Source organism: Pseudomonas entomophila (assembly GCF_023277925.1).
GTDB lineage: Bacteria > Pseudomonadota > Gammaproteobacteria > Pseudomonadales > Pseudomonadaceae > Aquipseudomonas > Aquipseudomonas entomophila_D.
In genome coordinates, this window is record NZ_CP063832.1 from 98980 (window position 1) to 120239 (window position 21260).

12 protein-coding genes and 2 pseudogenes are annotated in these 21260 nt (G+C 63.9%); 10 read left to right on the top strand and 4 right to left on the bottom strand.

All coding sequences use genetic code 11. The features are described 5' to 3' along the window. Positions 1 to 46 precede the first annotated feature (46 nt). Positions 47 to 1753, top strand: a complete 1707-nt coding sequence (locus tag IM733_RS00455) for a molecular chaperone HscC (protein WP_248919068.1) — start codon at positions 47 to 49, stop codon at positions 1751 to 1753. On the opposite strand, the gene IM733_RS00460 is transcribed toward IM733_RS00455, so the two are convergent. From IM733_RS00460 to IM733_RS00475, 4 genes are all read right to left on the bottom strand, one after another. Beyond that, entirely contained in the window at positions 1747 to 4374 is a 2628-nt protein-coding gene (locus IM733_RS00460) for a DUF805 domain-containing protein (RefSeq protein WP_248919069.1), read from the bottom strand. The two genes, IM733_RS00455 and IM733_RS00460, sit on opposite strands and share 7 nt — an antisense overlap. Continuing rightward, positions 4371 to 5063: a DUF1266 domain-containing protein gene (locus IM733_RS00465; protein WP_248919070.1), complete on the bottom strand. Its 693-nt coding sequence runs from the start codon at positions 5061 to 5063 to the stop codon at positions 4371 to 4373. The genes IM733_RS00460 and IM733_RS00465 overlap by 4 nt, the downstream gene beginning before the upstream one ends. Before the next feature lie 215 nt (positions 5064 to 5278). Continuing rightward, positions 5279 to 6055, bottom strand: coding sequence for a type I methionyl aminopeptidase (gene map, locus IM733_RS00470; RefSeq protein WP_248919071.1), 777 nt, complete (start codon positions 6053 to 6055; stop codon positions 5279 to 5281). After that, on the bottom strand, positions 6052 to 6255 hold the full coding sequence (locus IM733_RS00475; protein WP_011532704.1) for a ParD-like family protein: 204 nt from the start codon (positions 6253 to 6255) through the stop codon (positions 6052 to 6054). The genes map and IM733_RS00475 overlap by 4 nt, the downstream gene beginning before the upstream one ends. Positions 6256 to 6595: 340 nt before the next feature. Between IM733_RS00475 and IM733_RS00480 the strand changes: the two genes are divergently transcribed. The 9 genes and pseudogenes from IM733_RS00480 to IM733_RS00515 all read left to right on the top strand — a co-directional run bounded on the left by IM733_RS00480 (position 6596) and on the right by IM733_RS00515 (position 21183). Next, entirely contained in the window at positions 6596 to 10591 is a 3996-nt protein-coding gene (locus tag IM733_RS00480; RefSeq protein WP_248919072.1) for a bifunctional nitrate reductase/sulfite reductase flavoprotein subunit alpha, read from the top strand. A gap of 329 nt (positions 10592 to 10920) precedes the next feature. After that, a complete protein-coding gene (nirB, locus tag IM733_RS00485) occupies positions 10921 to 13476 on the top strand; it encodes a nitrite reductase large subunit NirB (RefSeq protein ID WP_248919073.1) in 2556 nt (851 codons plus the stop codon). Beyond that, on the top strand, positions 13476 to 13838 hold the full coding sequence (gene nirD, locus IM733_RS00490; RefSeq protein WP_248919074.1) for a nitrite reductase small subunit NirD: 363 nt from the start codon (positions 13476 to 13478) through the stop codon (positions 13836 to 13838). Before nirB ends, nirD begins: the two co-directional genes overlap by 1 nt. Before the next feature lie 281 nt (positions 13839 to 14119). Beyond that, positions 14120 to 18451: pseudogene (locus tag IM733_RS00495) on the top strand (RHS repeat-associated core domain-containing protein); the annotation flags it as partial. 114 nt (positions 18452 to 18565) lie between these two features. Next, positions 18566 to 18754 (top strand): annotated as a pseudogene (locus tag IM733_RS25515) (GH-E family nuclease); the annotation flags it as partial. After that, positions 18751 to 19311: a suppressor of fused domain protein gene (locus tag IM733_RS00505; protein ID WP_248919075.1), complete on the top strand. Its 561-nt coding sequence runs from the start codon at positions 18751 to 18753 to the stop codon at positions 19309 to 19311. The pseudogene IM733_RS25515 and the gene IM733_RS00505, both read left to right, overlap by 4 nt. A 124-nt stretch (positions 19312 to 19435) precedes the next feature. Continuing rightward, positions 19436 to 19555: a hypothetical protein gene (locus tag IM733_RS25605; RefSeq protein WP_432760408.1), complete on the top strand. Its 120-nt coding sequence runs from the start codon at positions 19436 to 19438 to the stop codon at positions 19553 to 19555. After that, positions 19552 to 20025, top strand: a complete 474-nt coding sequence (locus IM733_RS00510) for a hypothetical protein (protein WP_248919076.1) — start codon at positions 19552 to 19554, stop codon at positions 20023 to 20025. The genes IM733_RS25605 and IM733_RS00510 overlap by 4 nt, the downstream gene beginning before the upstream one ends. 693 nt (positions 20026 to 20718) lie before the next feature. Then, positions 20719 to 21183 (top strand): hypothetical protein, encoded by a 465-nt coding sequence (locus IM733_RS00515; RefSeq protein WP_248919077.1) that lies wholly within the window; start codon positions 20719 to 20721, stop codon positions 21181 to 21183. Positions 21184 to 21260: the final 77 nt, after the last annotated feature.

Here is a 21260-nt window from a genome sequence, read left to right on the forward strand (position 1 = left end):
GCCAGCAGGCCCTGCGCCGGTTCTTATCGCAAGCAAGAGACCGACCATGCAGGATGCCAGCCTCTCTCCTTCCTCTACACAACCCACTCCGCTCCTGGGCATCGACCTGGGGACCACCAACAGCCTGATCGCAGTCTGGCAGGATGGCGAAGCGCGTCTGATCGCCAACGCCCTGGGCGAAGTGCTGACCCCCTCGGTGGTCAGTGTCGATGACGATGGCAGCATCCTGGTGGGCCAGGCTGCCCGGGCCCGGTTGACCACTCACCCGCAGCGCACGGCGGGCGCTTTCAAGCGCTTCATGGGCAGTGACAAGCGCTACGCGCTGGGTGAGCACTGTTTCACGCCTGAAGAGCTGTCGGCCCTGGTGCTGGGTGCATTGAAGCAGGACGCCGAGGCCCATCTGGGCTGCTCGGTGAGTGAAGCGGTGATTTCGGTACCTGCCTATTTCAGCGACGAGCAGCGCAAGCGCACGGTGTTTGCCGCCGAGCTGGCCGGGCTCAAGGTGCAGCGGCTGATCAACGAACCCACGGCCGCCGCCATGGCCTATGGCCTACATGAGCAGAAGTTCGAACGCACCCTGGTCTTCGACCTGGGGGGCGGTACCTTCGACGTCACGGTGCTCGAGTACGCCTTGCCGCTGATCGAGGTGCATGCCTCCACCGGTGACAACTACCTGGGTGGCGAAGATTTCACCGAGGCGTTGCTGCAGGCCTGCCTGCACGACTGGAAGCTCAAGGTCGAAGACCTCGAGCCCCAGGCTCTGGCCAGCCTTCACGACGCCGTCGAGCAGCTCAAGCGCGAGGCGGGCGAGGGTAGCCGCACATTGAACTGGAGTGGCGATGGCCAGGCCCGTGAATGGGTAGTCGACGACCTGAAGCTGCAAGCGATCTGGGCGCCGTTGCTGGCACGGGTGCGCACGCCCATCGAACAGGCCCTGCGCGATGCCCGGCTCAGCCCGCGGGAGTTGGACAGCCTGGTGCTGGTCGGTGGCGCCACGCGCATGCCGCAGGTGCAGCAACTGGTGGCCAAGCTGTTCGGTCGCCTGCCGTACCGGCACCTTGATCCGGACACCATCGTCGCCCTGGGCGCCGCCAGCCAGGCGGCTTGCAAGGCGCGCGACGCGGCGATCGACGAGCTGATCCTGACCGATGTCTGCCCCTACACCCTGGGCATTGCCTCCTCGCGTGGCGAAGACGTCACCGGGGCCTTCTCGCCGATCATCGAGCGCAACACGGTGATTCCGACCTCAAAAGTCCAGCGCTTCTACAGCAGCCACCCCGAGCAGGAATCCATTCGCATTGCCGTGTACCAGGGCGAGCGCCCCTGGGTGCGTGACAATATCCTGGTCGACAGCTTCGTGGTGCCGTTGCAGCAGACCGGTGCGGTCCAGTCGCTGGATGTGCGTTTCAGCTACGACATCAACGGCCTGCTGGAAGTGGACGTGACCTTCCTCGAAAGTGGCCAGAAACACAGCCACAGTATCGACCGCAGCCCTACCGGGCTGGATGCCGAGGCACGCCAGGCCAGCCAGGAGCGCCTGGCGCGGCTGAAGATTCACCCACGCGACACCCTGCCCAATCGCACCCTGCTGGCCCGACTGGAGCGGGCCTGGATGCAGAGCCTGGGCGATGAGCGCGAGTTGATCGGCAGCTGGCTGGATGCGTTCAACGCGGTGCTGGCCAGGCAGCAGTCCAGTGAGATCGGCCGCGAGCGCCTGGCCTTGAGCCAAGCGCTCGATGAGCTGCGTTACTGACCGTTCAGGCGCCGCAAGGTGGCCTGCAGGCCACCGTCCATCGGCATGCCCTTGCCTGGCGGCGGCCCGTACTGGTTAGGCAACTTGTTGCCGGGCAGGCCCAGCAGCACCAGGGTAACGAACGGCAGCACACGGCTGATCACCAGTAGCAGCAGCAGGGTCGGCACGCCCCGGCCGAGGTCGCGCAAGCGGCGCAGGCTGGCGCTGATCATCAGCACCGCGACCACCGCGAACAGTGCCGGGAACTTCAGGGCCATGGCGCTGCATGGCACAGTGGCCACCAGATGCCAGGCGAAGCCGGTGCGGTTCAGGCGACTGTTGAGCTTCCAGAATGCCCACAGAGGGGCGGGCGGCTGTTTCAGGTCGTTGCCCAGCATGCGTTCGGCCCAGGACAGCACGGCCATGCTTGCGCAGCGCAGGCCGGGGTACTGTTGGGTATCGTCCTTGATTTTCTGCAGGGCGCACAACGCCCGGGGCTTGGGGGGCGTGCAGTCGTTGAGCAGGCTGTTCAGCGCGTCCATCACACCCTTGAACGCCTGGCTGTCGATGCCCTGGTTACGCAGTACGTCGGCCGGCGGCCGTCCGACCTTGCCGTCCACCAGCCCGCGACGCAGCGGCTCGAACCAGGCGCCTTGCAGCGTCATGGCTTCAAGGCGGTTGCGCAGGCGCGTGCGTTGTTCCTCGCCCAGTGAGCGGTCGTGGTACAGCACCGCGCAGAACAGCAGGTAGCTCAGCGGGCTCGCGTCGAACAGGCGGCCATCATCGTTGTCCAGGCAGGCGGCCAACTGCGCGGCGCTGGGCAGGCGCGTGCTGTCGAGGGCCTGCTGCAGGGTCTGCAGGGGCGCGGACAAGACGACCTCTGGCAGGCTGTTGTCGCCTGTGCGGGCATCGAGCGCCTGCAGGAGCTGCGCGTGCTGCTCGGCGAAGGGGTGGTCGGCGGGATACTGCAACTGCCCGGGCAAGGCCGGGTCGATCAGCGCCAGCCAGCGTGATTGCTGCTCCAGCAGGGCGAGCATGAACAGCTGTTGGCGATGCCAGGCCCACAGGGCCTCGCCGTCAGGCATCGCTGGCAGCAGTACGCCGTCCTCGGCCAGGCGGCCCTGCAACGGCAGGGCGAATGGCGTGGTGAACAAGCGGAGCATGTCGAACTGGCTGTTGAGCGCGTTCAGGGCCTGGGCCGAGTAGACGCGCATGCGCCGCAGCCATTCGCGGCACACCGAGCGGATGGCGTCATCGGCCAGTGCTTCGGGCAGTTCGACTGTCGGCGCTTCGCTGGCGCAGAACTGCACCAGGGCCTGCACCACCGGCGATTGCTCGAGCCAGTGCAGGTGTTGCGCGGCCTGACGTTGGAAGCCCTCCAGGATCAGGGCATCGAGCGGGTCTTCGCCGGGCTGGCGTGACAGGATCTGGCGTAACAGGCCAGCTTCGCCGCGTTGCAGGGCCCACGCTTGCCAGTACAGGTGATGCAGTTCGCGGTCGGGCTGCTCCTGCAGCAACCAGGCCAGCAGTGGCAACTCGTCGTCACCGTCCAGGCGCCAATCGACAAAGGTGCCGGCAATCCCGCCAAGCTCCATGCGCGCGGCTTCTGCCCAGCGGGCCAAGGTCTGCGGCGTCTGTGCCGGGCTGCCCCAGGCCTGGGCCGGATCGGCCAGGTCGATGGGCCAGGAGGCGGGCATGTGCAGGTGGTCGAAGGCCTGGATCAACAACGGCAGGCGCTGCGGTTGATGGCGCGCGCACAGGTCGATCAGCCAACGCTCGGCCTGGGGGTGCTGGTGTTCGCGGTACAGTCGCAGCCAGCAGTCCAGGGCTTGCTGTTCGGCGTCCAGGGCATGGGCTTGGCGCGCCAGCAGGTAAAGCAGGTCGATGTCGTTGGGCGCCTGTTGCAGGCGCTCTAGCAGTTGGCCATGGAAGGCGCGGCTGCCGATCCCCGCCTGGCTGAACTGCACCAGCAGGCGCTGCATCAGGGCGGGGTCGTCGGGGATGGCCAGGCAGGTGTGCACGTTGACGAACTGCTTGTATTCGAACAGCGGGTGCTGCTGGTAGCAGTATTCCAGGCTGCGGAAATACCACAGGCTTTCCAGCTGTGCGCTGGGCGGCCAATCGCGCATCAGTGCGGTGTCGTAGGGGTCGGGCTCTTCCAGGCGGTCGAGGAAGGCTTCCACCTCATGAGGGTTTTCCAGGCGCAGCAGCTGTTGCGCCCAACCCAGGCGCTGGGCCAGCAGGCTGGCGCAGCGATGCGAAAGCGGGCCGGCGTCGCGAAGGGTGGCGAGCAGATGCCAGCTCAGGTCCTCCAGTTCGTCCAGTGGCAGAGTGTCCAGTTCGTCGATGTAGCGCTGCCAGGCTGGCGGATCGAAGCGGGTGGCCGGCGCTTCGAGCAGGCTGTGGAAGGCTTGCAGCGCGGGATGCACGGCGGCGTGCTCGGCCGCGGGTTCCAGGTCGTCAGGCGCTGGCGCGGTGTGTTCGCGGGCCAGGCGCTGGGCTTGCTCGTAGGCTTCACGCAGTGCCTTGAAACCTTCCGGGTCGGTCTCGGGGTGGTGCGAGGGCAGCTGGCTGCGGTAAGCCAGGCGGATGGCATCGAGATCCTGGGTCGGTTCGATCCCCAGGCGAATCCAGCAACTCATGACCAGCAGTCCTCTTCCAGCGTTGTGGGGCGTTGTGGCTCGGGCAGGGGCAGGTCCCAGGGCAGTTCGGCGAACAAGGCGTGGGCACCATGGCGCAGGTTGAGCAGGATGCAGCGGTTCCAGTGTTCGTCACCCTGGCGTTCGAGGTTGGCGGCCAGGGTGTCGTCGCTGCTGCCGCTGGCGTTCCACAACGCCTTGCCGAACAGGTAACCGGCCAGGTAGCTGTCCCAGCGGTTGTAGTAATGGCGGGCGCGCAAGGCCAGGCGGTAGTGCAGGTAGAGGCTTTCCTCACGGCTGACCAGGCCTTTCTTGACCCCGGCACGGAGCAGGTAGCTCATGCGGCCCAGGTCCCAGGCGCGGGTGCCGCCCGGGCCGCAATCGGGGAAGGTGCGCGCGGCGTACTGGTGGCGGATGCGTTCACGCGGGGGCAGGGTTTCGAGCAGCGCCTGCCATTGGCTGGGCAGACAGCGCTGGTACTGCCAGTAGGCCTCGCTCAGTTCGGTGGCGTGGCCGTTGTCGGCCATGCTCAGCATGTCCAGCAACTGGGCACGGGTGCTGATGCCCCACCAACGTTCCAGGTCGGCCTGGTCTTCGCCTTCGAAATAGTCGGGGGCGGTGTAGCTGGCGCCGTTCAGGGCGGCCATGGGGGCGGAGAGGGCATGTAGCCAGTGCTGGGCGGGTTCGTCCATGAGGGGTCCTGGGGGGCTTTGGGCTGGCGCGGATTGTAATGCAATAGTCTTGCGGCGCGCTTGAGATCGAGCGCCGCCCGCGCGGCGCATCGCGGATGAATCCGCTCCTACGTTTGTTTCGGGCCAGTTATGCCTGGGAAGGTAGCGGTGACCGCATCGTTCATGGCGCCCTCCTGAAAGGGCTGGCAAAGGGAGGGTGTCCGAATGCCAATCCGTCAGCGCCGAACCTCCTCCCCCCGAAGCGTCAGCACCTCGTACCCGCTCTCGGTCACCGCCACGGTATGCTCCCACTGCGCCGACAGCGTGTGATCCCGGGTAATCACCGTCCAACCATCACGCAGTCCGCGGGTCCCGCGGCCGCCCTGGTTGATCATCGGCTCGATGGTGAACACCATCCCCGCTTGCAGTTTCATGCCCATCCCACGATGGCCGTAATGCAGCACCTCGGGCGCCTCGTGCATCTGCGTGCCGATACCATGCCCGCAGTACTCGCGCACCACGCTATAGCCGGCGGCTTCGGCGTGCACCTGGATGGCGTGGCCGATATCACCGAGGGTGGCGCCGGGGCGTACCTGCTCGATGCCTTTCCACAACGCATCGTAGGTGGTGTCGACCAGCCGCCGGGCCTCTTCGCTGATCTGCCCGATGCAGTACATCTTCGACGAGTCGGCAATGTAACCGCCCTGCTCCAGGGTGATGTCGACATTGACGATAGAGCCTTCGTTCAGCACCTCACCGGCCTTGGGCATGCCATGGCACACCACATGGTCCACGGAAGTGTTCAGCGCATAGGGGAAACCATACTGGCCCTTGCTCGCCGGGCGCGACTTGAGCGTCTCGACGATGAACGTCTCCGCGCGGTCGTTGATCTGCATCGTCGTCACGCCCGGGCGGATGAAACCGTCGAGGTGGGCGAACACCTGGGCCAGCAGTTGCCCGGCGCGGCGCATCAGCGCCAGTTGGGCGGCGTCCTTGAGCATGACCTGGCTCATTGCAGCAGTTCCTTGAGGTTGGCCTGTTCCTGGCGCAGCAACTGGCGCAGCAGGTCCTGGTAGGTGGCTTGCGGATGCAGCTCGGCGAGCATGCCGAGGCGGATCCAGTGTTCGGCCTGTGCGTTGATCGAGCGCGACAGCGCGGCACTGGCCACGCGCAGGTCTTCGTGGAGGTCGTCGGAGATCTTGACGATGCCCATGGTGGGGTACCCGTATATATGAAACGTATACGAAGCATATCGCTTGGCCAGGCCTGAACGCCACCCAATGGTGCAACAGGCCCACTACGGTGCGACAAGACGCGATCCCACGTAGGAGCCGGCCTTGCCGGCGAACACCGGCAAAGCCGGTGCCAAGCGCCACGGTGCCTGATTCGCAGGCAGGCGCCGGTCATGGCCCGGCTTTTGCTGTCGCTCATTCATCAGGTCATCAACGCCGATGGCCGACTTTCATCACGACGAAGGCGCCGTGTTGCCCCCGTTTGCCAGTGCAGGCCGGGGCAGCCGGCGCCTTTGTCGTTTCGTCAGCAGGAGATCGCCGATGAGCAGCAGCGAGGTCCGCAGCGTTTGCCCCTACTGTGGCGTGGGGTGCGGCATCGTCATGAGCGTGACCGACGGCAAGGTGGTCAAGGTCAGTGGTGATAAACAGCACCCGAGCAACTTCGGCCGGCTGTGCACCAAGGGCCTGACGGCTCACATCCCCCTGACCACCGGGCGCATGGCCTACGCCTGGCTGCGCCGCCAGCGCGACCAGGAACCGGTGCGCGGCGCTCTGGACGAGGCCATCGCCGAAACCGCGTCCCGCCTGCGCACGATCATCGACCAGCACGGGGCGGACGCCGTGGCCTTGTACGTGTCGGGGCAGATGTCGCTGGAGGCCCAGTACCTGGCCAACAAGCTGGCCAAGGGGTATATCCGCACCCGCCATATCGAATCCAACTCGCGCCTGTGCATGGCCAGCGCCGGCAGCGGTTACAAACAGTCGCTGGGCGCCGATGGGCCGCCCGGCAGCTACCAGGATTTCGAGCACGCCGAGGTGTTCCTGGTGATCGGCGCGAACATGGCCGACTGCCATCCGATCCTCTTCCTGCGCTTGCTCGAGCGGGCCAAGGCCGGGGCCCGGCTGATCGTCGTCGACCCTCGGCGCACGGCCACCGCCGACAAGGCCGACCTGTTCCTGCAACTGCGCCCGGGCACCGACCTGGCGCTGCTCAATGGCCTGTTGCACCTGCTGCATGCCAACGGCCATACCGACCCCGACTTCATTGCCCGTCACACCGAAGGCTGGGAGGCGCTACCGGCCTTTCTCGCCGACTACACCCCTGAACGCGTCGCCGCCATCACCGGCTTGGCCGAGGCCGATATCCGCCAGGCCGCCACCTGGATCGGCGAGTCCCAAAACTGGATGAGCTGTTGGACCATGGGCCTGAATCAGAGCATCCACGGCACCTGGCACAGCAACGCGCTGTGCAACCTGCACCTGGCCACCGGCGCCATCTGCCGCCTGGGCAGCGGGCCGTTTTCCCTGACTGGCCAGCCCAACGCCATGGGCGGGCGCGAGATGGGCTACATGGGGCCTGGCCTGCCGGGCCAGCGTTCGGCGCAGGTCGAGGCCGACCGCGCCTTCGTCGAGGGGCAATGGCAGTTGGCGCCGGGTACGCTGCGCAGCGACGGCGGTGAGGGCACGGTGGCGCTTTTCGAGCAGATGAAGCAGGGCGAGGTGAAGGCCTGCTGGATCATCTGCAGCAACCCGGTGGCCAGCGTCGCCAACCGCCAGCAGGTGATCGACGGCCTGCGCCAGGCGGAACTGGTGATCAGCCAGGACGCCTTCCACGATACCGAGACCAATCGCCATGCCGACATCCTGTTGCCTGCCGCGCTATGGGCCGAAGGCGAGGGGGTGATGATCAACAGCGAGCGCAACCTCACCCTGATGCCGCGCGCGGTCGACCCGCCCGGTGAAAGCCTCGAGGACTGGCGCCTCATCGCTCGGGTGGCCTGTGCCATGGGGTATGGGCATGCTTTCGACTACCCCAATGCCGAGGCGGTGTATGAGGAAATCCGCCGCTTCTGGAACCCCGCCAGCGGCTACGACCTGCGTGGCATCGGTTACCCCGAGCTGCGTGAGCGCCCGCGGCAGTGGCCCTGCGCGCCAGGCCGGGAAGCCCCCCGCAGCCCGCTGCGCTACCGCAACGACGGGGTCAGCCAGCAGCTGTTGCAGGATGAGCAGGGGGCTCGCCCGGCACTGGATTTTCCCACGCCCAATGGCAAAGCGCGGTTCCTGGCACGGCCCTGGCTGCCAGCGGCCGAGCAGGCGGACGAGGCGTATCCCTTCGTGCTCAACACCGGGCGTGTGCAGCACCAGTGGCACACCCTGACCAAGACCGGCCAGGTGCCCAGCCTGAACAAGCTGGAGCCGGGCCCCTTCGTCGAGATCAACCCCGAGGATGCCCGGCGCCTGGGGATCCGTGACCGCGACACGGTGGCGATCCGCTCGCGGCGCGGCCTGGCGCAGTTGCCCGCGCGGGTCAGTGATCGCGTGCTGCCCGGTGGTTGCTTCGCGCCGTTCCATTGGAACGACCTGTATGGCGAGCAACTGGCGATCAACGCCGTCACGTGCGACGCAGTCGACCCGACCTCCCTGCAACCGGCTTTCAAGTATTGCGCCGTGGCCCTGGAGCGGGTCGCGGGCGAGCGTATCGACGCCATCGACCTTGTTTCGGAGCCCACCCGCATGCCCACCGCCACCCTGTCTCGGCTGCTTGGCCTGGATGCTTTGCCAGCACCGGAGCTGGCAGAGGACGAGCGCCATTACCTGCAAGGTTTCCTGTTCGGCCTGGGCCAGGCCCGTGCCGAAGGGGTTCCGCGCTTGCCGGCCGGGGCGCCCCTGGCCCCCGCCCGACGCCTGTTCGTCGATGGACTGCTGGCAGCCTTGTTCAGCCAACCGGTACCGGCCAGTGAAGTCTCCAGTCATCACGTGGTGTGGGCGTCGCAGACCGGCAACAGCGAAGCCCTGGCCGAACGATGTGCGCAGCACCTGCGCGCAGCAGGGTTGGCGGTGCGCCTCAGTTGCATGGATGCGCTCGGCCCGGCGCAGTTGCAGGGGGCTGCCAGTGTGCTGCTGATCGCCAGCACCTTTGGTGACGGCGACGCCCCGGATTGCGCCACGGCGTTCTGGCAGGCCCTGCAAGGCGAGGAGGGCGGGCACTGCGCCACGTTGCCCTACGCGGTATTGGCCTTGGGCGATTCCAGCTACGACCAGTTCTGTGGTTTCGGGCGCAAGCTCGACCAGCGCCTGGCCGAGCTGGGCGCGCGGCGCCTGCTGGCGCGGGTCGATTGCGAAGGGGATGCCGACGAGGCCTTCAGCGCCTGGCTGGACGCCTTGATGGAACAGTTGGGCAGTGCCAGGCCGACACCCGCCGAGCCCGAGCCGGTCGCGGGCTATGGCAAGCAGCAACCGTGGCTGGCGTCGGTGTTGGAAAACCGCCTGCTCAATACCCCCGGGTCGGCCAAGGAAACCCGTCAGCTGGTGTTTGACCTGCGCGGCAGTGGCTTCACCTATCAACCGGGCGACGCCCTGGGTGTGTGGCCACGCAATTGCCCAGCGCTGGTCGCGGAACTGCTGGCGCTGACGCAGCTCGATGGACAGGCCACGGTCGAGCTCAAGGGGCATGCGCCAATGCCGCTCTCGGTCGCGCTGGAGCGCCACCTGGACATTACCCGGGTCACCCCGCAGCAACTCGAGCGGTTCAGCCAGGGCAGCGACGACTTGCGGCGTCTGCTGCAACCTGAGCGCAAGGCCGAATTGAAGGCCTGGCTGTGGGGGCGGCAACTGGCCGATGTGTTGAGCGCCTTTCCACAGCGGTTGTCGCTGACCGCCTGGTTGGGCTTGCTAAAGCCCTTGCAGCCACGCCTTTACTCGATCAGCTCCAGCCCCAACGCGCATCCCGAACAGGTGCACCTGACGGTCTCGACGGTGCGCTACGGGGAACGCAAAGGTGTCTGCTCGAGCTTTCTCGCCGACCGTGCCGGCGCGCTGGAAGTGGCGATCTTCCCGCAGCCGTCGAAGCACTTCCGCCTACCCGAGGACGACGCCACACCGATCATCATGATTGGCCCTGGCACCGGTATCGCACCGTTTCGCGCCTTTCTCGAGGAGCGCGAGGTACGCGGGGCGAGCGGGCGCAACTGGCTGTTCTTCGGTGAACAGCAGGCGGCCAGCGATTTCTATTACCGCGAGCAGTTGCTGGCTTGGGAGAGCAGTGGGCACTTGCGGCTGAGCACTGCGTTCTCCCGTGATCAGCCGCAGAAGATCTACGTGCAGCAGCGCTTGCTGGAACAGGGCGCCGAGCTGTGGCGGTGGCTGGAGGATGGGGCGTGGGTGTATGTCTGCGGCGACGCCCAGCGCATGGCCAGGGATGTGGATGCGGCGCTGCGCCTGGTGGTGGCGGCGCAGGGCGGGATGAATGATGAGGCAGCGGCTGCCTGGGTCGAGGCGCTGGGCAAGGCTGGGCGCTATCGGCGGGATGTGTATTGAACGCCCCGAGATGGTGAGCCGTGCACCCGTGCGGTGCATTAATTCGGCATGACCTCTGTAGGAGCGGCTTCAGCCGCGATCATCCGCGAAGCGGATACCAGGCACCGCGCCGTCTGCATCGCGGCTGAAGCCGCTCCTACAGAGGGCAAGCAGGGTTACCCGCGAAGCCGTTGCCAGGCACATTGGCACATTCCCTGCTTCGACCATTGCACAAAAGCCCCACTGATCAACGGCGATCATCCCGGGGCCTCACACTGATGAGTACAGGCAAAGGCGCCTGGAGCTTCGGCTCCAGGCGCCTTTTTGTTTTCCGTGATCGAGGATCGGCTATGAAGGCAACAGCGAACGGCGCACCACGTGCGCGACTGGTCATCGTCGGCAACGGCATGGTCGGCCACCACTGTGTCGAGCAACTGCTCGAGCGGGGTGCCCTGGACCGTTTCGAGCTGCATGTGTTCGGCGAGGAACGCCAGCGCGCCTACGACCGGGTGCACCTGTCCGAGTACTTCGCCGGTAGCTGTGCCGAGACCTTGGCCCTGTGCGAGCAGGACTTCTACACGCGCCATGGGGTGCACCTGCACCTGGGCGAAGCGGTGCTGGAGATCGACCGCGAGCGCTGCGAGGTGGTCACTGGCGAAGGCCGCTACGGCTATGACCAACTCATCCTGGCCACCGGCTCCTATCCCTTCGTGCCGCCGATCGAAGGTTCCAGCGGCAATGCCCGGCTGGTCTACCGCACGCTCGATGACCTTGACGCCATCCGCAATGCGGCCGCCGATGCCCGCCGTGGCGTGGTGGTGGGCGGTGGCCTGCTGGGGCTGGAAGCCGCCAACGCGCTGAAGTCGCTGGGCCTGGAAGCGCATGTGGTGGAGTTCGCCCCACGGCTGATGCCGGTGCAGCTCGACGCTGAAGGCGGCGCGGCCCTCAAGGCGCAGATCGAAGCCCTTGGCGTGGGCGTGCACCTGTCCCGCGCCACCCAGTCGATCGGCGCGGGCGAAGACTATCGCTACCGCATGCAGTTCGACGGTGGCGAGTACCTGGAGACCGACTTGATCGTGTTCTCCGCCGGCATCCGCCCCCAAGACGCCTTGGGCCGTGCCTGTGGCCTGGACATCGCCACGCGCGGCGGCGTGGTGATCGACAACGATTGCCGCAGCAGCGACCCGCGAATTTTCGCCATCGGTGAATGCGCCTCGTGGAACGGCAGCGTGTTCGGCCTGGTTGCGCCGGGCTATGCCATGGCGCGCAACCTCGCGGCGCTGCAGGTCGGTGACACGGCGGGCGCGTTCACCGGCGCCGACATGTCGACCAAGCTCAAGCTGCTGGGCGTCGATGTCGGCTCCATCGGCGACGCCCACGGCGCCACGCCGGGCTCGCGCAGCTACCGCTTCATCGACGAGGCCAACGCCGCCTACCGCCGCCTGGTGGTGGATGCCAGCGGCAAGCACGTGCTCGGTGCGGTGCTGGTGGGCGACAACAGCTACTACGACACCTTGCTGCAATACGCCCAGAACGGCCTTGCGCTGCCGGCCGACCCGGCCGCGCTGATCCTGCCGCAAAGCGGCGGCGCACCAGCCCTGGGCGCCGACGCGCTGCCCGACAGCGCGACCATCTGCTCGTGCCACAACGTCAGCAAGGGCGCGGTGTGCGCGGCCATCGACAGCGGTTGCGGCGACCTCGCCGCGGTGAAGGGCTGCACCAAGGCGGCCACCGGCTGCGGTGGCTGCGCGGCGCTGCTCAAGCAGGTGTTCGAGCACGAACTGACCGCCCGTGGCGTGACCGTGGACAAAAGCCTGTGCGAACACTTCGCCTACACCCGCCAGGAGCTCTACGCCCTGGTGCGGGTCGAGGGTATCCGCAGCTTCGACGAACTGCTGGCGCGCCATGGCCAGGGCCATGTCGGCTGTGACATCTGCAAGCCGACGGTGGGCTCGATCCTCGCCTCATGCTGGAACCAGCCGATCATGGACCCGTCGCTGGTGCCGCTGCAGGACACCAACGACACCTTCATGGCCAACATGCAGAAGAACGGCACCTACTCGGTGGTGCCGCGCATCCCCGGTGGCGAGATCACCCCGGACAAGCTGATCGTGATCGGCCAGGTGGCGAAGAAATACGACCTCTACACCAAGATCACCGGTGGCCAGCGCATCGACCTGTTCGGCGCCCAGTTGCACGAGTTGCCGCTGATATGGGGCGAACTGATCGAGGCCGGCTTCGAGACCGGGCACGCCTACGGCAAGTCGACGCGCACGGTGAAATCCTGCGTGGGCAGCACCTGGTGCCGCTACGGTGTGCAGGACAGCGTGGCCATGGCCTTGCGCCTGGAAGACCGCTACAAGGGCCTGCGCTCGCCGCACAAGCTCAAGTTCGCGGTGTCGGGCTGCACCCGCGAATGCGCCGAGGCGCAGAGCAAGGATATCGGCGTGATCGCCACCGACAAGGGCTGGAACCTGTATGTCTGCGGCAATGGCGGCATGCGCCCGCGACATGCCGAACTGTTCGCCACCGACCTGGACGACGAGGCACTGGTGCGCCTGATCGACCGGGTGCTGATGTTCTACATCCGTACCGCCGACAAGCTGCAGCGCACCTCGGTGTGGCGCGAAAGCCTGGAAGGCGGGCTGGATTACCTCAAGGCGGTGATCCTCGACGACAGCCTGGGCCTTGGCCACGAGCTGGAGGCGCAGATGCAGCAGGTGGTCGACCGCTACGAATGCGAATGGGCCAATGCCCTGAAAGACCCTGAGAAGCTCAAGCGCTTCCGTACCTTCGTCAACGACCAGCGCGCCGACCCCGATGTGCATTTCGTTCGTGAGCGTGAACAGCGCCGGCCCGCCGCGCCGCTGCACCTGATCCCCACCATCACCGAGGAGGCTGTCTGATGAACCGTTCCAATGTTGCCGAGACACAACCGTTGCACTGGCAGGCGGTGTGCCAGGTCCGGGACCTGGTGGCCGATTCGGGTGTGGTGGCCTGGTTCGACGGGGAACAGGTGGCGCTGTTCTACCTGCCGGGGCGCGAGCAGGTGCTGTATGCCGTCGACAACCGCGATCCGCGGTCGGGGGCCAATGTCATTGGCCGCGGCCTGGTCGGCAGCCTGGGCGGCGAGCTCGTGGTGGCGGCGCCGTTGTACAAGCAGCATTTCAGCTTGCAGGACGGGCGCTGCCTGGAAGATCCGGCGCAGCGACTGCGGGTGTGGCCAGTGCGGGTGACCGGGGAGCAAGTAGAGATCGCCCAGCACTGACTTAGCACGAACTTTGTAGGAGCGGCTTCAGCCGCGATCACCCGCAAAGCGGGTGACGGGCACCGCGTCGCCTGCATCGCGGCTGAAGCCGCTCCTACACGCGGTCCCCTGTAGGAGCCGGCTTGCCGGCGAAAGGGCCGGAACATACACCCTTGGCCCCGCGCATTCCCACACCCCCTCAGGGTTTCCCCCATGGCCGAACCGCCCCCGCCTTAGTATCATTTCGCCCTCACGGACCACCCGGGACCTCAACGTCCCCCGCCTAGGAAGGCCCTTTCACGATGTCTGCCGCACCCGCCGTTCCCGCGCCCAGCGAGCGCGAAATCCAGATCGCCATCGCCCCCCTCGACACCCTCCTCAGCGAAGACCTCGGCGCCGCCGCCGCTTCCGTCGACCACTGGCTGCAAGAAATCAGCTACGGCCTGGTCGATCTGCAACTGCTGCGCCAGCACGCCGAGAGCATCCCGGCCATGGCCAACTCCCTGGCCTGCATCGACGCGCTGATCGACATCCTCGAACTGGTCGAAAACCCCGACCCCGATCCGCTGGTGTGGGTCAGCCTGGGCATCAACCTGATCGGCATCGTCCCCTACCCACCCGGCCTGTCCCGCGCCCGCACCGTGCTGCGCCCGGTGCTGCAACTGACCCGCCAGACCCTGCGCCGCCGCCCCGGCGCGCACATCGGCGCGGTGATCCTGGAGATCATCGACGGCCACCTGCACGCCAATATCCGCGGCGCCCTGGAGCACTACGTACGCGAGGCCCTGGCCCAGTTGCCGGCGATGCTCAGTGCCGCCGCCGACACTGCGCGCCTGTTGTTCACCTCGTTGGCCAAGACCATTGCCGCCGCCGCCCGTGGCAAGCTGGATGCCGCCAGCAGCCACCGCCTGGCCCGCGCGCAGATGGCCCAGGTGGCGCTGTACGACTCGGCCCTGGAGACCGACGCCTGGCGCCTGGCCCTGTCGGCCCTGGCCAACGCCACCGAGGGCAGCCTCAAGGACGGCTACAACAGCGTTGCCCGCCACTTCAAGGGCGAGCTGGACAGCCTGCTCGGGCCGTTGATCCGCACCCTCGAAGACCTGGCCAAGGTCGTGCCCCAGCGCCTGCAGGCCCTGGGCAGCGCTGGTATGGAAAACAGCATCGCCTGGCTGCTGACCCGCCTGCTCGAGACTGTGCTGGCCAACCCGCGCCGCCCAGGCATGGCCGTCGCCATCCGCCCCGGCGTCACCCACCAGGCCCGGCATGTCCACCCCGAAGGGCCGACCGAGGTGGTGCGCAGCCAGGTCCGCGCCAACAAGCAGCCCAAGCCCGAGAAGAACGGTCCGTGTGCCTGCACCGGCTTCAGCATCGGCCATGTGCTCGGTGACGAGACGCTGGCCCATCAGGATTTCAGTCTGTCCGGGCCGTTCCCGGTCAACTGGACGCGGGTGTACAACTCCCGGCTGGCCAAGCTGGACGACGGCAGCCTCGGCGCCCGCTGGATCACCGAGTTCACCACTTGCCTCGATGTCGTGGACAAGGGCGTGGTGTTCCACGACAGCGACGGCCGCAGCCACGACTACCCGCTGCCCAAGGTCGGCAAGCCGCACTATGACCCGATCGAGTACGTCAGCCTGGTGCGCACCACCGAGACCCAGCTCATCCTCATCCGCGGCCTCTCGCGGCGTGAGACCTACGAGCGGGTCGGTGATCGCTTCTACCTGGTCCACATCGTCCTGCGCAGCGGCGCCGGGGCAATGCTGCACTACGAGCACAGCCACAATGGCCGCCCGGTGCTGTCGGATATCAACACCTATTCCGACAACGACCCCGAAAAAGTCCACCTGCAACTGGGCACCCTGCTCGACGACCATGGGCATATCCAGGGCCTGTGGCAGGTGGTCGACGGCACGCCGCTGCGCCAGCTGTGCGGCTACCACTACGACGCTCAAGGCGACCTGATCGCCGCCCAGGACGAGCACGGCGCCGCCTGGCACTACCAGTACCAGCATCACTTGGTGACCCGCTACACCGACCGCACCGGGCGCGGCATCAACCTGGAATGGGACGGCAGCGGCCCACAGGCCAAGGCCATCCACGAGTGGGCCGACGACGGCAGCTTCGAGACCCGCTTGGCCTGGGACCCGAACATCCGCCTGACCTATGTCACCGACGCCCACGGCCAGGAAACCTGGCACTACTACGACGCCCTCGGCTACACCTACCGCCTGATCCACCCGGACGGCCGCGAGGAGTGGCTATTCCGCGATGAACGCAAGAACGTCATCCGCCACGTCCACCCCGACGGCAGCCAGGACCGCTACACCTACGATGAACGCAGCAACCTGTTGCAGCACATCCGCGCCGACCACAGCACGGTGCACTACGCCTACGACGAGCACGACCAGCCGATCAAGCTGCGCGATGCCGAGGGGGGCTTGTGGCTACGCGACTATGACGAGCGCGGCAACCTGGTCGAGAGCGTCGATCCGCTGGGCAACAAGACCGAGTTCGCCTATACCCCGGCCGGGCTGGTCAAGGCGATCAAGGATGCGCTGGGCAACGAGAAGACACTGGCCTACAACGCTGCCGGGCAGTTGCTTGAGTACACCGACTGCTCGGGCAAGACCAGCCAGTGGGCGTACAACGCCCTCGGCCAGCTGACCGAATTCGCCGATGCAGCGGGTAACACAACCGCCTACGAGTACCAGGCCGGGCAACTGGCCAAGGTCACCCATCCCGACAAGACCGAGGAACGCTTCAACTACGACGCCGAAGGTCGCCTGCTGGCCCACGTCGACGCGCTCGACCGCTGCACCACCTGGTCCTATACCGCTGCCGGTATGCTCGCTGAGCGCGTCGACGCCAACGAGCACACCTTGCGTTATCGCTGGGACAAGCTCGGCCGCTTGATCGGGCTGGAAAACGAGAACACCAGCAAGGCCACCTTCCTCTACGACCCGGTCGGCCGGCTGCTGCAAGAAACCGGCTTCGATGGCCTGGTCACCCGTTACCAGTACGACCCGTACAGCGGTCGGTTGGCGAGCACCCAGGTTGGCCAGCGCCGTATCGAGCTGACCTTCGACCCCATGGGCCGCTTGAGTGAACGCACGGCCCGCCTGGGCAACCAGAGCCAGAGCGAAACCTTTGCCTACAACGGCAACGGCCAGTTGATCCAGGCCGTCAACGCCGCCAGCAAGTTGCAATGGTTCCACGACGAAGCGGGCAACCTGACCCGCGAGCATCAGTATTACTTGGCCACCGGCACGCCGATGGTCGCGGTGTGGCAGCACGAGTACGACGCGCTCAACCAGCGCACCGCGACGATCCGTCCGGACGGCCACAAGGTCAGCTGGCTGACCTACGGCAGCGGCCACCTGCTCGGCATGACCCTCGACCAGCACGAAATGCTGGCTTACGAGCGCGACGACCTGCACCGCGAAACCGTGCGGCATCAGGGCAATAAGCTGATGCAGACCCAGGCCTGGGACCCGGCCGGGCGCTTGCAGGAACAGTTGTTGGGCAGCCACGACGGCCAGTCCACGCTGCTCAAGCGTCAGTACCGCTATGACGCCGCCGGCCAGCTGACCAATATCCACGACAGCCGTCGTGGGCAGCTGGAGTACCAGTACGATCCGGTCGGTCGCCTGCTCAAGGCCACCAGCCGCCTGGGTGTGGAAACCTTTGCCTTCGACCCGGCCGGTAACCTGCTGGACCAGAAAACCCAGGAACTGAACCGCCCGCTGGAAGCCGATCCACGGCGTAACAAGCTGATGGACAACCTGCTGCGCGAGTACGCGGGTACTCATTACCGCTACGACGAACGCGGAAATTTGATCCACCGCCTGCACAACGGCGCCCACGCGCACTTCACCTGGGACCTGTTCGACCGGCTGGCCTCTTACAACGACGATAAGCTCAAGGTCGACTACAGCTACGACGCCCTGGGCCGGCGTTTGCACAAGCATTCGGTGGCGCACTTCTGGGACCGCCCGGAAGCGGGCACCGGCTGGAACCAGCTGCAACGGGCCAAGCGCCAACGTGAACTCGGCTGTGGCTTCACCCTGTTTGGCTGGGATGGCGACACCCTGGCCTGGGAGAGCTCACCGCCACGCGACGAAGGCGACACCGGTCGCACCGTGCATTACCTGTAAGAACCGGGCAGCTTCGTGCCGGTCGCCCAGGCCCTGCGCAAGAGCCCGATCCGCTTGCACAAGCAACCGGACTGGGGTCAGCGTGAATATGACTTCGATCAGGACCCGTTGTGGCATACCGAGGTGAAGCCACAAGCGTTCGACGCGATTGCCTGGTACCACTGCGACCACCTCGGCACGCCGATGGAGCTGACCGATGAGCACGGCCACATCGCTTGGGCAGGGCAGTACAAGGCGTGGGGTGAAGTGAGGGAGGAGCGCTCGGCGTGGGCCAAACAGCACGGCCTGGGCAACCCGCTTCGCTTCCAGGGGCAGTACCACGATCACGAGACCGGGCTGCACTACAACCGCTATCGATACTACGATCCAAAGTCTGGCCGTTTTACAAGTCCAGACCCAATCGGCTATTCGGGGGGGATGAACCTTCAGGTTTATGCACCTAATCCCATCGAGTGGATAGACCCACTAGGACTAGCAAAAGGGTCAAATACGAGAGGTGATGTGACGTATCGGGCCAGATGGAGGAAAGGCTCGGTTCAGAAGGCTTGGAGTGAAGCTGATGAAGGCCCCACGGGAGGGCGCTTGTGCCCAGCCTGCCAAAAAGAGGTTAAGGTTGCCCCAGGTACTGGCCATCGTGATTGGGATATGGACCATCATCCGGAGCCTTGGTCGCTTCGAGATTTCCCGGATGACGTCACTCGGAAACAGGTTATCGATAATTATCAAGAAGGAGTGATTTTGAAGTGTCAATCTTGCAATCGTCGAGAGGGCAATAGAAAGTGACGATAATTAACCATGTTGAGAAGATATTTGGTGGGATTGAGCGTGGTTGGTCCTTTGAATATGAGAGCCATTCATACAATATCGTAGAATGCGAGGGAGGGCGACTGGAAGGTGTTAGTACATATTGTACCCTCGGCTTGTCGCGTGCGGTTCTGCAAATAGGGAGGGGGAGGGAGATATCTCATGAGATTCTAATATCTGTTGAGGAAGATTCTGTTCCGGGTAATGTCGCCGCATTGATAAGTCAGGTGGTGGAGCAGATTTTGGCAAAGCATGAGCCGCTAAAAAATGATCAGGTGCTCAGGCGAAGTGGAGTTCTCTTTAAGGGTAGGGAGTTCAACTCGTTTTGGGTTAAGTCTCCGTTCTTTTTTGGAGAAGATGCAGAGATCTATGAAAGTGATGATGTAGGGGGCGGGGTGTGCATTATTGTATGGCTGGTTCCGATTTTTGAATCAGAGGCCAGGTATATAGAGCTGCGTGGTGGCGAAGCCTTTGAAGATATATTGACCGATCTGGAGGTTGATTTCTTTTCCCTCGATCGACGTGCTGTGGTTTGAATAGTGAGTGATAATGAGGTTTGCAATGGGTGGTAGTTCGGTCGAATCTCAAGCTACGCAACCTATGATGAGCACGGCCGCATTCTGAGTGCGTGTAGACGTTACTGGTGCCGCCCACGCTGGCGTGCCAACGCCCCACGTACTAGAGTATGGTCGGAACACTTTGCCAAATGGGGTAGTCAGAGTAAACTCTCCATCCTCAAAATTGCCACCGCGCCCAGCAACTGCAGAGGAAATTCCATGAGCAAACTTTACTCCACTCCGGACTTTGGAAATCTGGAAAAGTATGAGTCATGGCGAGAGCAATGGGAAAACCCATCAGATATCAACCTTTTCTCATACCTTCGTAGTGAATGCCACCCTGAGGACACCTTGATCGTAAGCAAGTTATTATTGCCCGACATGCTATGCGTCGACGACGGTGTGTTTCTTGAGCTCTCATTCAATGAATCCACCTACCTATCGCTTAAAAAAAATGGAGAATGCACTTCAAACATAGAGCAAAGCATGAATCACACATTGCTCTACGACATGTACGATGGATGCCCAAGCAATGTATCAGATGAAGTGTTCGTAAGGCTGTCAGCGCTACTAAAGTACTCTTGGGGTTTAGTTCTGCGTGATAGATTCCCTGAAAAGCAGTTCACCATAGCTATCGAAGATAATATTGAAGACTACGGCCCCTCAATAACCTTCTACCAGCTCAATACATAAAGCAAGGCAACGTTCAGGATCTAAAGGCCAACTCATGTCGCAGCCTTGTTGAAGCCACGAAACTTGCAATTACTCTCCGCACCACAACGGTAGAGAGCCCGCGCCAGTTCAAGCGACACCCGGCCTGGGAAAGCTTACCGCCGCGCGACGAAGGCGACACCGGGCGTACCGTGCATTACTTGGGCCGAAAAGTGGACGGATGTATTTTTAACTCTAATTGCTACCTGAGCAGGGCCGAAGGGACCACAGAACTTAGGTGATATCGGCTGAAGAGAATAGTCCTATTAAATAGGCTATCTAGCGAGCATGCTGACTGGCAATAGTCGGTTCGTGGGTGATCCTATGCGATTGATTGGAAATGCATTGAGAAGATGAAGCAGGGTGGGCTGAAACTAGAGTAGAGAAAGTAAATCTACCCTTTTTTCTGTTCACCCCATTTTTCTGTCTGGAGCAAGACTTCCATAATTCCAAAAAATGCGGAAGATCTCTATAAAATGGCGATCCCTGACAGAGATGGGCTTCACTGGTACGCCATGGACGAGAAAGGCGTTATCCATCGATTTGGCAATTGTAATGATGGAACGGTTCACTGGAACGGAGATTCGGTTCAAGGCCGAGGAATCAAGCCACCGCCAGAGGTCGAGCGGAAATTTGCAGAGATGAAAAAAGACTGCATGTGCGGAATGAAGAAAAATGGTTGAACTAAAGGCAAGAGTTGACACATTCAAATCCGATGACGGAAGTGCTCACTTCACACAGTGCTGTTTGATCTTCGGCGATGTGACAGTCGGTGACTATGGCCAGCTAATGCTGGTCGGCGCTCTAGATGGCGCAATCAAGGATTTGTTTAAACGAGCAAAAAATAATGAACCAATACAATTAACAGTCAGCAATTTGGAAGCCAAAATACAAGAAGTCGAGACGGATATAAGAAATTCCTACTTACCTATTGGAGTAGAAAGTTTTGACGGTGACTTTGTAGGGTTTGTAAGAATTGACGGCCACGAGAGCATGGTGATTAGGCTTTGGGGGGAAGAGAATTTATCCCTGCTGGATATAAGCGAGTCAAACTATATAAAGTTCATGCATGACCTTAGAGAAACCTTGGCTGAGCAATGTAAAGCGCTAGGATTGAATCTTGATCAGGACTCAGCATAGGTGCAATGAATAGGGGCGACACCTGCCGCCCCAAGAAGTATCGTACTGCATGAGTGATCCAAGCCGACTGGCTACGA